This window comes from Mucilaginibacter sp. P25 (assembly GCF_050859465.1).
GTDB lineage: Bacteria > Bacteroidota > Bacteroidia > Sphingobacteriales > Sphingobacteriaceae > Mucilaginibacter > Mucilaginibacter gossypii.
Genome location: NZ_CP193937.1, coordinates 2,003,831 through 2,018,751 on the forward strand (window position 1 = coordinate 2,003,831; position 14,921 = coordinate 2,018,751).

At 44.6% G+C, this 14,921-nt stretch carries 11 protein-coding genes; 10 read left to right on the top strand and 1 reads right to left on the bottom strand.

Annotated features, from left to right (window positions below):
* The first annotated feature begins 524 nt into the window (after positions 1–524).
* From ACRQ5D_RS10535 to ACRQ5D_RS10555, 5 genes are all read left to right on the top strand, one after another.
* Positions 525–2,399: a gliding motility-associated C-terminal domain-containing protein gene (locus ACRQ5D_RS10535; protein ID WP_432328836.1), complete on the top strand. Its 1,875-nt coding sequence runs from the start codon at positions 525–527 to the stop codon at positions 2,397–2,399.
* Positions 2,396–3,394 carry a PorP/SprF family type IX secretion system membrane protein gene (locus tag ACRQ5D_RS10540; protein ID WP_129567868.1) on the top strand — a complete coding sequence of 333 codons (999 nt, stop codon included), beginning with the start codon at positions 2,396–2,398 and terminating at the stop codon, positions 3,392–3,394. The genes ACRQ5D_RS10535 and ACRQ5D_RS10540 overlap by 4 nt, the downstream gene beginning before the upstream one ends.
* A 1-nt stretch (position 3,395) precedes the next feature.
* Positions 3,396–3,737 carry a hypothetical protein gene (locus tag ACRQ5D_RS10545; protein WP_432328838.1) on the top strand — a complete coding sequence of 114 codons (342 nt, stop codon included), beginning with the start codon at positions 3,396–3,398 and terminating at the stop codon, positions 3,735–3,737.
* Positions 3,701–5,347, top strand: a complete 1,647-nt coding sequence (locus ACRQ5D_RS10550) for an OmpA family protein (RefSeq protein ID WP_432328840.1) — start codon at positions 3,701–3,703, stop codon at positions 5,345–5,347. Before ACRQ5D_RS10545 ends, ACRQ5D_RS10550 begins: the two co-directional genes overlap by 37 nt.
* Before the next feature lie 122 nt (positions 5,348–5,469).
* Positions 5,470–6,372: a glycosyltransferase family A protein gene (locus tag ACRQ5D_RS10555; protein ID WP_091175620.1), complete on the top strand. Its 903-nt coding sequence runs from the start codon at positions 5,470–5,472 to the stop codon at positions 6,370–6,372.
* Positions 6,373–6,454: 82 nt separating this feature from the next.
* Here the strand turns inward: ACRQ5D_RS10555 and ACRQ5D_RS10560 are convergent, their stop codons facing one another.
* Positions 6,455–7,648 (bottom strand): anhydro-N-acetylmuramic acid kinase, encoded by a 1,194-nt coding sequence (locus ACRQ5D_RS10560; protein ID WP_256337565.1) that lies wholly within the window; start codon positions 7,646–7,648, stop codon positions 6,455–6,457.
* A gap of 442 nt (positions 7,649–8,090) precedes the next feature.
* Between ACRQ5D_RS10560 and nagB the strand changes: the two genes are divergently transcribed.
* The 5 genes from nagB to ACRQ5D_RS10585 all read left to right on the top strand — a co-directional run bounded on the left by nagB (position 8,091) and on the right by ACRQ5D_RS10585 (position 14,803).
* Positions 8,091–10,010 (top strand): glucosamine-6-phosphate deaminase, encoded by a 1,920-nt coding sequence (nagB, locus tag ACRQ5D_RS10565; protein ID WP_431199535.1) that lies wholly within the window; start codon positions 8,091–8,093, stop codon positions 10,008–10,010.
* Between the two features lie 201 nt (positions 10,011–10,211).
* A complete protein-coding gene (locus tag ACRQ5D_RS10570) occupies positions 10,212–11,324 on the top strand; it encodes an acyltransferase family protein (RefSeq protein WP_091173112.1) in 1,113 nt (370 codons plus the stop codon).
* A 1-nt stretch (position 11,325) separates the two neighbouring features.
* The gene (locus ACRQ5D_RS10575; protein WP_091173110.1) at positions 11,326–11,871 is read left to right on the top strand and encodes a DUF2059 domain-containing protein; all 546 of its coding nucleotides are present in this window, start codon (positions 11,326–11,328) and stop codon (positions 11,869–11,871) included.
* Positions 11,872–11,942: 71 nt separating this feature from the next.
* The gene (locus ACRQ5D_RS10580; RefSeq protein ID WP_432328843.1) at positions 11,943–14,510 is read left to right on the top strand and encodes a M16 family metallopeptidase; all 2,568 of its coding nucleotides are present in this window, start codon (positions 11,943–11,945) and stop codon (positions 14,508–14,510) included.
* Positions 14,498–14,803, top strand: coding sequence for a hypothetical protein (locus ACRQ5D_RS10585; protein ID WP_431199536.1), 306 nt, complete (start codon positions 14,498–14,500; stop codon positions 14,801–14,803). Before ACRQ5D_RS10580 ends, ACRQ5D_RS10585 begins: the two co-directional genes overlap by 13 nt.
* Positions 14,804–14,921 lie beyond the last annotated feature (118 nt).

Genomic DNA, 14,921 nt, shown 5'->3' on the forward strand with positions numbered 1-14,921 from the left:
TCAATGTGCTTCCTGTAAATTGGGCTATTAATAATTCATGTTTTTTCACATCATGCCGTCAACCGGTACGGGTTTGCCCTCTCCTTTAAAAGGTAAAAATTGTGATAGCTTCAATTGCAGTAAAGCATAGTTTGAAATTTTTTGATAATGTGAACATTATAATTAATTGTACCGTAGAAGAGCTTAGGATACCGTTGTAATATAACGTTATTGATAAACCTGAATTAACAAAAATAATTAATTAACATAACTGATTGGGCTAACTCAACGCGGATTGGCTTGAAATCGTTTCGTTAATGATTAAAATATTTTGAAAATTTAGTAATATGAAAGATAATTATTATCATTATCCGTTAATTTAAACTATGCGCCCTAAACCTGCACCTCTATATAAAATAGTATTATGGGCAATGTTTTGCCTGTCTTTTCTCCCGTTCGCTGGGTTTAGCCGGGCATTTGAAACCCCATTGCCTGTTAACGTGGAGCCGCGGTCTGTTGAACCAAGGTTTACTCCATACCATATTATGGTCGCCCCCCTGCAGGCAATTACCATTTGCTCCGCTGCTGCGGCTGTACTTAACGGCGATATAAAAAACCCTGTGCCCGACAGTTATCTATGGCAAATAAATAACAACGGAAACTGGGTAAATGCACCGTCGGCAAATACTCAAAAAGATTATATCACATCTTCGTTAACAAATACATCTGCTTCAAGTATTGTATACAGCCTGCGCCGCAAGATCTCTACCGCCGGCGTAGTGGATTTTGATTCTTATTATGATGTTACCGTAAGGCCGATAGCAGCAGTCAATAACAATACAATAGTAGCGCCAGCTGTTACCCAATTTTGTTCAACAGGCAATCCGGCGGCTATTACGGGTAGTGTGCCCGTAGGGGGCGACGGAACTTTTTCATATCAATGGCAATCATCCACAGATAACGCAACATTTAATGATATTTCGGGTGCTGTATCAAAAAACTATGCCCCGCCGGTGTTAAACAATGATACTTATTATCGCCGTATGGTTTCTTCCGGGGCATGTACAACTCCGGCGCTTAGTAATGTGGTGCTCATTAAGGTTTCACCACCACCACCTCCTCCATCGCCTGCAGCGTCAACGATAACCATTTGCCAGGGAACCCCGGCTACATTGACGGTTGCCTCGCCGCAGGCCGGGTTAACTTACAACTGGTATGATTCGCCTGCTAAAACTACAATACTTGCCACGGGTACTACCTACAAAACTCCTGTTTTAAACGCAGGCAAAAGTTATTATGTTGAGGCATCTAATAGCACCTGCAGCAGTCCTTTAACAACAATACAGGTAACTGTTTCGCCATTACCGGCGGTACCGCAATTTACGCAAAGCACTATTAGCGTTTGCTCCGGCTCCACAACGACAATTACCATACAAAACGCGCAAAGTGGTGTTGTTTATAACTGGTACGGCGGCGCCACCGAAGCTAACATTTTACATACAGGGACCAGTTATACAATCAGCAACGTAACAGCAGCAACAACCTATTATGTACAGGCTGTCAACGCTGCAGGGTGCGGTTCCTCGGCCCGGGGAACAGTTAGCATAGCTATCATTCCGTTGCCGGTGGTTACAGTAAGCAGTTCGGGAACATCTGTTTGCCCGGGTACCAGTGCTACATTAACCGCTTCAGCATCAGGCGGGGCAGTTATTTCATGGTATGATGCGCCGACCGGCGGAAACCTGCTTGCCCAGGGCAACACCTATGTTACGGCTAACTTAACATCGGCAAAAAATTATTACCTGGAAGCAACCAACAGCACTGGGTGTAACAGCGGCGGAAGAGTCACAGTGCAGGTACAGATGACCAAGCCGCTTGATGCGCCCGTGGTAACTGTTGGCGAAGTTACGTCATCGAGCATAGCTTTTGAGTGGAGCGCGGTAAGCGGCGCTACCAGTTACCTGGTAAGTACCAACAATGGTTTAACCTATACTGCGCCAAGTTCGGGCAGTAATGGTTTAACGCATAAAGTGGGAGGCCTTGGCCTAAACGAGTCTGTTACCATTACAGTGAAGGCTTTGGGAGCATCGTCATGTACGCTTAGCGGGGCATCGGCCGCGGTTACTGCCGCCACCATCGATAATAACAATGTAATATATGTAGCCAACAACTTTACCCCCAATGGCGACGGAAATAACGACATTATTTATGCACATGGAAAAAATATAAAAACACTTTCCTTTTATGTGTATGATCAATGGGGACAATTGGTTTTTACATCAACTGATGTTAACAAAGGATGGGATGGTTATTATAAAGGCTCATTGATGCCTGTAGGGGTATATGTATACTATTTAAAAGCTACAATGAATAACGGGGCGCAATTGAATAAAAAAGGAACAATTACGCTATTAAGATGAAGAAACTACTACTCATTATTACGATAGCGCTGCAGTTTGCAGTTGCAGGAAAGGTGAAGGCGCAGGTTGATCCGCATTTTTCACAATACTACGCTTACCCGCTTTGGCTTAACCCGGCGCTTACGGGCGTTTTTGACGGCGACACACGCTTATCTGCCAACTACAGGGACCAGTGGGCAAACATCAGCAATGGCTACCGCACAGCAGGGGTATCTGCCGATTTTAAACCAACCGATAAAGTGGGCTTAGGCCTTAATATACTTGATCAAAAAGCAGGTACTGCCGGGTATAATTACTTTACAGCTTATGGTTCATTTGGTTATGGCATAACCCTGTCGGGCGATGGTAATCAGCGGCTGCATTTCGGCTTGCAGGCGGGAGTTATCAGCCGTAATTTTGATCCGGGTAAACTCCAGTCTGACAACCAGTACGATCCGAACAGCGGCTTCGACCCTACCTTGCCCAATTTCGAAAATTTTGGCTATTCGTCAAAAACGGTATTTGATGCAGGCGCAGGTATCTATTATTACAATGCAGACCCGATGAATAAAGCCAATTTGTTTGGCGGACTTAGTATTAACCATATCAATGATGTAACAGACCCTTTTGCCGCGGGCGGTATTGCCAGTAAATTGCCTATGCGGTTTACAGCACATGGCGGTGTGCGTATAAAAGCATCTGATTTTTTTGACCTGATCCCAAATGCAGTTTACGTTAAACAAGGTAAAGGCGAGATCAAAGCTTTCGGATTATATTCCGAACTTAAGTTTGCCGATGATAACGGACTGGTACTCGGTGGTATGGTCCGCTTACAGGACGCTGCAATTGCCAATGTTGGTTATCATATACGCAGGATGGTGATTGGTGCCAGTTATGATTTTAATACTTCAGGGCTTCGCGCGGTTACATCAGGCCGCGGCGGTTTTGAACTATCAATAAGCTATATATTTAGTCGCTACACTGATTCCCCGGCCCCAATTTGCCCAAGGATATAATATGAAAAAACTATTACCTTATTTCTTACTATTGTTTTTTCCGTTGGTTTCATTTGGACAGGCGAAAAACTACAGGGCACTGGCCGATACTGCCTTTAACAGGCATGAGTACTATACTGCCGCCTATTATTACAAGCATATTGCCGATGGTACAACCGATGAGCCAAAAAGCAGTTTGCCGCGTTCATCAGCAGTAAAAAAATCAGTTCAAAAAAGGCTGAGACTAATCAATACATTATTTATCGCCTGGCCGAATCATATCGTCTGTATAAAGATTATACTGATGCTACCATATGGTATGCCCAATTGGCTAAGGAAGCACCAGCTGCTCAATATCCGTTAATACCGCTTTGGTACGGCATCTGCCTGCAGGCAAACGGGAAGTATAATGAAGCATTGGTCCAGTTAAAGCATTTTGCAGGCAACGCTCCCGATCCGCAGTATGCCGCTCTCGCTAAAAAAGAAATAATCTCGTGCGAATATGCCTTGAAGCAATTGGAACACCCACGCGCCGTTGATGTATCAGCTTTGGTGTTTTTAAATAAAGACCAGGGAGACTACGCCCTTACCATTAACCTGGGCAGGTATTGGTTTACCTCATCGCGCCTGGTTGATAAGGATAAGTTTTATACCAACAGGGTTTACAGTTCGGCCATCCTTGATTCAACTAAAGCGCTTGCCACAAACTTTAACGCGTTTGATAAAGAAGGACAAATTGAATACGCTACACCTGCGCTTGATGGTACCGGCACCAGGATGTACCTTACCCGCTGGTATAAAAAGAACGGGAAAACAGTATCTGCCATTTATTTTAGTCAACTGGTAAGCAGTGTATGGCAGCAGCCGGTAAGGCTGAATAATACTGTTAATGCTGAAGGCTATAATTCCAAGCACCCTTTTGTTAGCGCTGATGGCCGGCGATTGTTTTTCTCATCAGACAGGCCCGGCGGCGAAGGCGGCGACGATATTTGGGAAAGTAACCTTGATGATGCCGGGCAACCGAAAACTGTAAGTAACCTGGGCGATGCAGTAAACACAGCATATGATGAACAGTCGCCATATTATGACCAGGCGGATAAAGTGTTGTTTTTTAGCTCGAATGGTTTTACCGGTATGGGCGGCTTTGATGTTTACCGCAGCGAAGGAGATTTTGGTCGTTGGTCAGTCCCGGTTAATTTAGGTTACCCGGTTAACTCATCTAAAGACGACTTGTACTATAGCCTTGATCCAACCAATCCAAATAAATTTTACCTGAGTTCGGCACGCGGCTCTGACTGCTGCTTAAGCCTTTTTACCGGGCAGTATAAGTTTTTATATATCAGTGGCCGTGTAATTGATTGCCGCACTAACGGTGGTATGGCAGGGGCAAGGGTAATCCTTAAAGATCCCGATGTGAAAATGGGTTTGGCCGTTAAGGTAACCGATGCCAAAGGCGATTATGTTTTCCAGGTAAAGGAAAAACTGCCCAGGTATAAGCTGGAGATTTCACAAAAGGGGTACTTTACCAAAGTTATTCCTGCACCGATAGTAAAGCCGGGTATTGATACGCTCATTAACCCCGAAATTTGCCTGCAGAATTATAAGATCAATGTTCAGATAACTATTGAGAATATTTATTTTGATTTTGGTAACGCCCATCTCCGGTCCGAATCATTTGATACGCTGGATAAACTGGTTGCCATCATGAACGATAACCCTAAAATTAAGATCGAGCTTGGCTCGCATACCGATGGGATAGGCACTGACGCAGCGAACATGAAGTTGTCGCAGGCCCGGGCCGAGGCTTGTGTTGATTACCTGTTACTGCAAGGCATTAAGTCTGCACGTATTACAGCCCGCGGCTATGGCAAAAGAATGCCCATCGCCCCAAACAAATTACCAAATGGCAAAGATAACCCCGAGGGCAGGCAACTTAACCGTCGTACCACATTTACGGTAAAATCGGCAGAATAAAAACAAATTGTTTTATTTGTTTGCAATCGGAAGGTTATGGTATAATTTTGCCTTGCAAATTAAATGCCCCCGCTTAATGCAAGGCGTTTAAATTGCAATACCTGATCTGCTGAAATCATACCATGCAAAATCTTGCCCCGATAGCTCTTTTTGTTTATAACCGGCCCGACCATACCCGCCGTACCATCAGTTATTTGCAGCAAAATTTGCTGGCCGATGAGTCGCGCCTGCACATTTTTTGCGATGCAGCCAAAACCGATGCCGATAAGCCAAAGGTTGAACAGGTGAGGCAACTGGTAAAAGATGTAAGCGGTTTTAAATCGGTAAAAATTATTTTGCGTAATCATAATCTCGGTCTGGCCGAATCCATCGTCAGCGGGGTAACACAGTTGGTGTATGAATATGGCAAAGTGATTGTTTTTGAAGACGATCTGTTATCTTCGCCATATACCTTGCAGTATTTTAATGACGCATTAACAAAATATGCAAACCAGGAACAGGTAATGCATATCGGCGCCTATATGTACAATCTGCATGACAAGAAACTGCCCGAAACATTCTTTTATCGTGCAGCCACCAGCTGGGGCTGGGCAACCTGGGCCCGCGCCTGGAAAAACTTTGAACCCGATGTTGATAAGCTGATTGCTCAGTTTGATACGCTGAAAATAGCCCGCTTTTCGATAGAAGGCAAAATGAATTTCTGGAAGCAGATAGAGCAGTTTAAGGCCGGTAAAAATAATTCATGGGCCATTCGCTGGTATGCCTCTATTTTTTTGAAAAACGGGTTGACACTGAACCCGTCGCAGTCGCTTATTCAAAATATAGGCCATGATGGTACTGGCGTACACTCCAATAAAGAGGATATGTACCATGTGCAAATGGGACGCAAACAGGTAACGCAATTTCCCGACACCATAGAGGAGAATGAAGAGGCTTATAAGGCGATCAAAAATTTCCTGGCAAACAGAAAGGGTACCTTGTTGCAGCGGATCAGAAGGTTCATGAAGCAGCAGATGGGGCGATAAGCTATTTGGGGCGTTTATAACGAAAAAGTAGAGATGCGCGTGATGCGCCTCTGCGAGGAAATAATCAATTTGAACTTCCCGTTTAAACCGGGAAGCAGAATTTCCCCATTAACACCGCCGGGTTCGTTCCGATCCTGATCGGCTCACCGCATAAGGCTTCATTACCTAATAAAGCAAATAATATAGCTTCTTTGGCATCGGGGTTGATCCCCAGTAAACTGCTATCTTCTATTGTCGCTTGGGGCAATAGTTTTTTTAATTCCCCAATAACAAATGGATTTCGCGCCCCGCCGCCGCTGGTAAAAATTTTAACATGATCCCCTGTGATATTTTCCTTAACAAAACCGGCTATGGATGCCGCGGTGAAGGCGCTTAGGGTACAAATAAGGTCTTCACCACTAATTTGCCCGGTACCTGACCGTTGCTGAGCTTCAGCAATCATGGCAAGGTTGAACAGTTCTGGTCCGGTGGTTTTAGGGGCTTTTTCACCAAAAAATGGATGGGAGAGGAGCGCCGTTAATAGATCATCATTTACCTGCCCTCTGTAAGCTATAGCTGAATCCTCATCAAAAGGCTTATCAAAATATTTTCGGCAGGCAGCATCGATGAGTGTATTGCCGGGGCCAATATCTGTGCAGAGCACGCGGTTAAAATCACCATCGCCGGGAAGCCAGGTTAAATTAGCAATGCCTCCTATGTTTAACAGCACCCGGTTTTGGCTGGTTTTATTGCCCAATAATACATCACCATATAAAGCCAGCGGAGCGCCCTCTCCCCCGGCAGCAATATGCTTTTGTCTGAAATCGCTGATGGTTAATATGCCGGTTTTTACGGCTATATGGTCGCCGTCGCCAATTTGCAGAGTGGCGTTAGAGTAGTTTTTATGCTGATGTAAACGCTGGGGGGCATGGTAAATAGTTTGACCATGACTGGCGATAAAATCAACCTCCTGTGGGTCGACGTTCCATTGACCAAGTGCTTGCAATATCAGTTTGGCGTGATAGCTGCCGATATAAGCGTTAAGTAAAGTTACCTTTTCCAGATCTGCATTACGCTGGGCAAATACCTGCTGAACTTGCAGCTTAAAGTCATCTGGATAGGGGATTGTGATAAATTGTACCAGCTCAAAATGAGTGCTTAAACCATTACCAGTAAATTTGCACAGGGCAATGTCGAGCCCATCCAATGAGGTGCCAGACATTAGGCCGACACCCATTTTTGATGGTTTTTGAGCGATGCTAAACAGGTGCTGCAGGTTATGGTTCAATGCTATCATGGGCTTAAATTACTATTTGTACGGCAACCCGCAAAAGTTGGGGCAATGCATTTAATATTTTAGTGACGATGACTTGTTGTTAAAATAGCTAACGAAATAAGATGATGATATTGGCAAACTATTAGTATTTAATGATAGTTGTCTTATGGCCTGATGCCGGTTAAACGGGGCAGGTGTCATCAGCACCTGATTTTGTCAATAACAGGTGCAAACGTTTGGATGTGTTAATTGCTCGAAAATATCAGTTTAGAGTAACCCGTGACTGTATTTAAATTGTTGATTATTAATGTTTTGTATTTTAAAGGTTTGAAATGTGTTAACCCGTGTTAACCCCATTTAGATGGGTTGACACTACCGCAAAAGTTAAAATAATAACGGCACTATGTAAATATCTGATATATTTGTTTACAACAACTAACCTCATTTTCATTTCCTAAGATTCATGGCACGATTAAATTTATTGGAAGAGACACGTTACGAGAAGTTACCGGTAAGCGTATACAACAACCAGCAGGAAGCCTCGGTAGCGGTAGCGAACCGGATAGCAGATCTGATCCGCGCGAAACAAGCTAAAGGCGAAAAAGCGGTATTAGGGCTTGCCACCGGTGTAACCCCGATAGGGGTTTATGCCGAACTGGTAAGGCAGCACAAAGAAGCAGGCTTGAGCTTTAAGAATGTGATCACTTTCAACCTGGATGAGTACTACCCCATGAAGCCCACAGCAGCACAAAGCTATGTAACCTTCATGTACGAAAACCTTTTCAGCCATATTGATATAGATAAAGCCAATGTGCACATCCCGGATGGTACACTGGATAAAGAAGCCGTAGCAGGCTACTGCCTGGCTTACGAAAAGCAGATAGAAGAACTTGGCGGATTAGACCTTCAGATCCTGGGTATCGGTCGTACAGGTCACATCGGCTTCAACGAGCCGGGTTCTGCACCAAACTCAGGAACCAGGATGGTAACGCTTGACGACCTGACCAGGAGTGATGCTTCAAGGGATTTTGGTGGTAAGGCGAATGTGCCAACCAAAGCCATTACCATGGGGATCGGTACCATCTTCAAAGCCAGGGAAATCATCCTGATGGCCTGGAACAAGAAGAAAGCTCCAATCATTAAGAAAGCGGTAGAAGGAGAGATCTCGGGCGAAGTACCTGCAACCTACCTGCAACTATCACAACATGTAGAGTTTGTACTGGATGCAGATGCTGCATCAGAACTGACCAGGTTTGATACCCCGTGGCTGGTAAAAGATTGCGTGTGGGATAACCAGTTAAAGAAAAAGGCTGTGATCTGGTTAGCCAATGAGGTTAACAAACCGGTACTGAAACTAACGGAAGAAGATTACAATAACCACGGCATGGCGCAACTTGCAGTAGAGCAGGGGCCAGTATACAATATCAACATTGATATCTTTAACCAGATTCAGCATACCATCACCGGCTGGCCGGGTGGCAAACCGAATGCGGATGATTCACAAAGGCCGGAAAGGGCTCTGCCTGCTAAAAAGAGAAGTATCATTTTTTCACCACACCCGGATGATGACGTGATTTCGATGGGCGGTACATTTATCCGTTTGGTAGACCAGGGGCATGATGTACACGTAGCTTACCAAACCTCGGGTAATACCGCGGTATGGGATGATGACGTGCTAAGGTACATGGAGTTTGCTATCGATTTCACAAAGAGCATCGGCGAAGACACCGCTCATCTTCAAAAGTCATATGAAGATATGCGTGCCTTCTTCCCAACCAAACAACCAAACGAAATTGATACCCAGGAAATCAGAAACGTAAAAGGCTTCATCCGGAAAACGGAAGCGATTTCAGGCGCAAGATACGCAGGCTTACAGGATGATCATATCCACTTCATGGCACTACCGTTTTACGAAACCGGTAAAACGAAGAAGAACTCGGTAGGTGAGGACGATATTCAATTAACCATCGACCTGCTTCAAAAAGTAAAACCACAGCAGATCTTCGCGGCAGGTGACTTTGCAGATCCTAACGGTACGCACCTGGTATGCTTCAAGATCATCTTAGCTGCACTGGACAGGTTAAAAGGTAAAGAAGCCTGGGTAGAAGATTGCTGGCTGTGGATGTACCGTGGTGCATGGCATGAGTTTGAAACACATGAGATAGAGATGGCAGTACCATTGTCGCCACAGGAGGTGATCAGGAAGCGAAATGCGATCTTCAAACACCAGTCGCAAAAGGACAGACCTGTATTCCCTGGTGATGATGCAAGGGAGTTCTGGGTAAGGGCAGAAGACCGCACCCGCGACACTGCCCAGCGCTATGACCGCCTTGGCCTTGCTGAATATGAGGCTATGGAGGCGTTTAAACGATATATGTTTTAAGGATTTGGATTGAACCCTATTGTCTGTGGACGCGGACAATGGGGTTAATAATTGGAGGCCTTGTGCGATTCCCTCCCTTGGGAGGGTGTAGGGAGGGGTTTCATCGATTAGCACTGTTTTTAACAAGGTGTATAAACCCCTCCCTGCCAATGCGCATTCCAAACGCACCCCCCTTGGGAGGGAATTTCTTTAATGTAGCCTATGACCTCAACTATAACCGAAAAACCAAAACGCCTTTTTTCTCTTGATGTGTTCCGGGGCATTACCATCGCCATGATGATCCTCGTTAATGATCCCGGTGATTGGGGGCATATCTATGCACCGCTCGAACACTCTAAATGGAACGGTTGTACACCTACCGACCTGGTTTTCCCTTTCTTTTTGTTTATGGTTGGCGTATCGGTTATATATGCCATGGAAAGTAAAAAGGCTACGGTATCGCATAGTAAACTCATCCTGAAGGCGCTGCGCCGTACCGTGATCCTGCTGCTGATCCCCTGGATAACTCAACTAATCTTTCACCCCGATACCGGGCTGGCTCATTTACGTTTGCCAGGTGTGTTGCCGCGCATAGCCCTGGTATATTTCATCAGCACGGTGCTTTATCTCAAGACATCGCAAAAAACACGCGATTGGATTTTTGCCATCGCACTTATCGGTTATTTTATCATCATGGCCTTTATCCCCGTACCGGGTGTAGGCTATGCCAATCTCGAACCCGAAACCAATATGGGAGCCTGGATAGACAGGCTGGTATTTACGCCCGATCACCTCTGGCGCGAATCGCATACCTGGGACCCGGAAGGTTTGCTGGGAACTATTCCCGCCGTTGCCACAGCCCTGTTTGGCATTAGGGTGGGCAGCTGGCTAAAACGTAGGGACCGCGATGACAACATCAAAACTAACTGGATGTTTGTTTACGGAATAATCGCGGTTATAGCAGGCTTGTTCTGGGATTTGTTTTTTCCTATTAACAAAGCCTTGTGGACAAGTTCCTTTGTGCTTTATACCGGAGGCCTGGCAACCATTGGGCTGGCTTTATGCTACTGGCTTATTGACGTACAAGGGTACAAACGCTTTACTTATCCCTTTGTGGTATTTGGTGCAAATGCCATAACAGCTTATGTGCTGTCGGGCTTTATTCCGCATTATATGGGGATGATTAAAATAAACGGCTCATCTATTTATCAAACTTTTTTTGCTCCTTATTTTTCACCTGTAAATGCTTCGCTGATTAGCGCTATATTTACGGTGCTCATTTTATGGGTAGTGATGTGGGTGCTCTACATCAAAAAGATCTTTATCAAAATTTAATATGAACCTAAAACTTAAACTTATCGCATTAACAGGAATCATCCTGTTTTCTTTTTCAAGCTTAAAAGCGCAAACAACCACTCAAACTATTACCCAATCACATTTAAAGGCCGCTGAGCAATTGTTAATTTCTATTGGTATAGATAAACAGTTTGGCGGAATGATGGATAATATCATTAGCTCCACAAGTAGTCAAATGCCTGCAGAGCAGCGTACCAAATTCATTGATGTGATGAAAACCTTTATGAGCAAATACTTTACCTGGGATTTGCTTAAAGATAAGATGGCAGCTATTTATGCTGAAGAATTTACTGAAGATGAGCTTAATCAGATTTCTGTGTTTTATAGCTCACCGATAGGACAAAAAGTAAGCTCAAAATTGCCTGCGTTAATGCAAAGGGGGATGATGGTTGGCCAGAATGCCGTTGCAGAACATAAAGATGAGCTAACACAAATGATGCAGGATGCTTTTGGTTCTTCTAACCAGGCTCCGGCTAATCACGCTCCGGCTAAAAAGCCGGCCTCAAAATCAGCTACAAAACATTAATTTTCATAACAATACTTTGTAACTAAGATTTTCGTTTTGCATCTTAGTACCCTGACTATTTAAACTTTATAATGAACCTGAACAAATACGTTCCGCTGGCCCTATTGGCTTTAACACTTTCGGGCGGAAGTGCTTTTGCACAAGTAAAAAAGAAACCTGTTCCGTCGCCTAAAAATAAACCCGGCACCCAGGCCATTGCTGCCAAGAGCGATATATTACCGGTTGACAAGGATGTGATCATTGGTAAATTACCCAACGGCTTAACTTATTATATCCGTGCCAATGTTGAGCCTAAAAGCAGGGCCGAACTTTACCTGGTTAATAAAGCCGGTTCTGTTTTGGAAAATGACGATCAGCAGGGCCTGGCCCATTTTACCGAGCACATGGCTTTTAACGGTACACGCGATTTTCCAAAAAATCAGATGGTTGACTACCTGCAAAAAGCAGGCGTAAAATTTGGCGCCGATTTAAACGCTTACACTTCGTTTAACGAAACCGTATATCAATTACCTCTGCCAACCGATACCGTCAGTGTGTTTGAAAAAGGCTTTAATATACTGGCTAACTGGGCCGGGTATGTAAGTTTTGATCCTGCCGAAATTGATAAAGAACGCGGCGTTGTTTTGGAAGAAGAGCGCCTTCGTGGCAAAAATGCCCAGGAACGTTTACAACAACAAACATTGCCCGTGCTGCTTAATAACTCAAGGTACGCGTTGCGCTTGCCTATAGGTAAAGAAGACATCCTGAAAAACTTTAAGCCGGAAACCATCAAAGCTTTTTACCAGGATTGGTATCGCCCCGATTTGCAGGCTGTTGTTGCCGTGGGCGATTTTGACCCAAAACGTGTTGAGGCGCTCATTAAACAAAACTTTTCACAGCTTAAAAACCCGGCCGCCGAAAAGCCGAGGACAAAATATTCCGTACCTGCAACACCGGGTACCGCGGTAAAAATTGTTACGGATCCGGAGTATCCATACACTGTTGCACAGATAATTGTAAAACATCCCGGCACAGTTACTAAAACTACCGGCGATTACATGCAGCAGGTAAGGGTGCAGTTGTTTAACCAGATGCTTAATTCGCGCATAAACGAGTTGCTGCAAAAACCTAATCCGCCGTTTTTATATGGCCGTACCAGCTATGGTAATTTTATTGGCGACCAGGATGCTTACACTTCACTGGTTGTCGCCAAGCCCGGCGAACTTGAAAAAGCGGTTAAAGCCGTAGTGGCTGAATCTGAACGCGCCCGCAAATTTGGTTTTACCCTTACCGAGCTGGAACGCGCCAAGCAGGATGCGCTGGTTGGTATTGGTAATGCTTACCGGGAGAGGGATAAAACCCCTTCGGCAAATTTTGTACGTGAATACCAGGCTAACTTTTTAACCGGCGAAGCCATCCCGGGTATCAGCTATGAATACAATTTTTATATAGGCAATATCTATAAAGTAAGCCTGGCCGATATGAATGCTATGGCCGGTAAATTTATCAGCGATCAAAACCGTGTGGTGGTAGTACAGGCCCCGGATAAAGAAAAAGCTAATTTGCCCGACGAAAAAACCTTGCTGAACTGGATTGCCACAGGCGGCCAAAATGTAACTGCCTATATTGATAATGTATCAAGTGACCCGCTGCTGGCCAAAGTTCCTGAAGGTACTAAAGTTGCTAAAGAAGAAACAGATGAGGCCCTTGGTACAACCACGCTTACTTTAGGCAATGGTTTAAAAGTGATCTTAAAACCTACTGAATACCGTAACGATCAGATCCTGATAAACGGTTATGCTTTTGGCGGTACATCACTGGCAAGTGACGATGAATTTACGTCGGCAAACCTGGCCTCGTCTATTATCAGCGGTAGCGGTATAGCGCAGTTTAACCAGGGCATGCTTGATAAAAAACTGGCCGGCAAAAACCTGAGTATTTCGCCGTATATCAGTGAGTTTGCACAGGGTATTTCAGGAAATACCTCACCAGCCGATTTTGAAACAGCCCTTCAGTTGATTTACCTGTACTTTACCCAGCCGCGTAAAGACAAAGACATCTGGGATGCCAACATCGATCAAACCAGGTCGATATTGAGTACCCGCGGGCTTGATCCCGGAAGTGTTTACCAGGATACGGTATCGGCTGTATTAAGTAACTATAATTTCCGTGGTATGGTAACTACCTTACCAAGGTTAAATGCGGCAACACTTGATAAAGCTTACGATTTTTACAAAAAACGGTTTGCCGACGCCAGTGGTTTTACCTTTACACTGGTGGGTAATTTTAACATAGAAACAATTAAGCCATACCTTGAGCATTACCTTGGCGGTTTGCCCTCAACCAACAGCAAGGAAACTTATAAAAACATGAATATTGAACCGCCTGCTGGTTTGATCACCAAAACGGTGAATAAAGGGGTAGGTGAAAAAAGCACAGTACAGTTGGTTTTTAGCGGCGATTATGATTACAATGAAGCTAACAATATACAGGTAGATGCGCTGGAAGAAGTACTGAACATTAAACTGATTGAACGGTTACGTGAGCAGGAAAGCGGTGTATATGCTCCCGGGGTAAGGGCCGGCTACCATAAAATTCCGGGGGGCGTTACACTTTTACCATATCTTTTGGTTGTGCACCCGAAAATGTGGATAAGCTGATCAATGCTACCATGGAGGAGATAGCCAAAATTAAACAGAACGGCGCCTTACCGGCAGATATCCAAAAATTTGTTGCCGAAGAAGCCCGTTCAACGCAGCAGCAGCTAAAGCAAAACGTTTTTTGGGCAGGATATCTTGCCTCTACATCGCAAAACGGCGAAAACCCTGATCAGATCCTGGGGCATGTAAGCAGCCTTGAACAAATAACCCCTCAAAGCACCAAAGATGCCGCCAATAAATACCTGAGCGGTAAAAATTTGATTAAACTGATATTGATGCCCGAAAAGAAATAAGGATAGTCGATATCATAATAAAGAAGGTCTTTCCGTTTCGGGAAGGCCTTCTTTATTTGTAAAGACGCATCACATGCGTCTCCCGCAGGACAGGCGGCTTTACTTAATATCGTGATTT

What these genes read in the sequence shown, in the direction of transcription:
- ACRQ5D_RS10570 (WP_091173112.1), top strand. Translation starts at nt 10,212, where the DNA reads ATGACCTCAACTATAACCGAAAAACCAAAACGCCTTTTTTCTCTTGAT.
- nagB (WP_431199535.1), top strand. Translation starts at nt 8,091, where the DNA reads ATGGCACGATTAAATTTATTGGAAGAGACACGTTACGAGAAGTTACCG.
- ACRQ5D_RS10540 (WP_129567868.1), top strand. Translation starts at nt 2,396, where the DNA reads ATGAAGAAACTACTACTCATTATTACGATAGCGCTGCAGTTTGCAGTT.
- ACRQ5D_RS10545 (WP_432328838.1), top strand. Translation starts at nt 3,396, where the DNA reads ATGAAAAAACTATTACCTTATTTCTTACTATTGTTTTTTCCGTTGGTT.
- ACRQ5D_RS10580 (WP_432328843.1), top strand. Translation starts at nt 11,943, where the DNA reads ATGAACCTGAACAAATACGTTCCGCTGGCCCTATTGGCTTTAACACTT.
- ACRQ5D_RS10535 (WP_432328836.1), top strand. Translation starts at nt 525, where the DNA reads ATGGTCGCCCCCCTGCAGGCAATTACCATTTGCTCCGCTGCTGCGGCT.
- ACRQ5D_RS10560 (WP_256337565.1), bottom strand. Translation starts at nt 7,648, where the DNA reads ATGATAGCATTGAACCATAACCTGCAGCACCTGTTTAGCATCGCTCAA.
- ACRQ5D_RS10575 (WP_091173110.1), top strand. Translation starts at nt 11,326, where the DNA reads ATGAACCTAAAACTTAAACTTATCGCATTAACAGGAATCATCCTGTTT.
- ACRQ5D_RS10555 (WP_091175620.1), top strand. Translation starts at nt 5,470, where the DNA reads ATGCAAAATCTTGCCCCGATAGCTCTTTTTGTTTATAACCGGCCCGAC.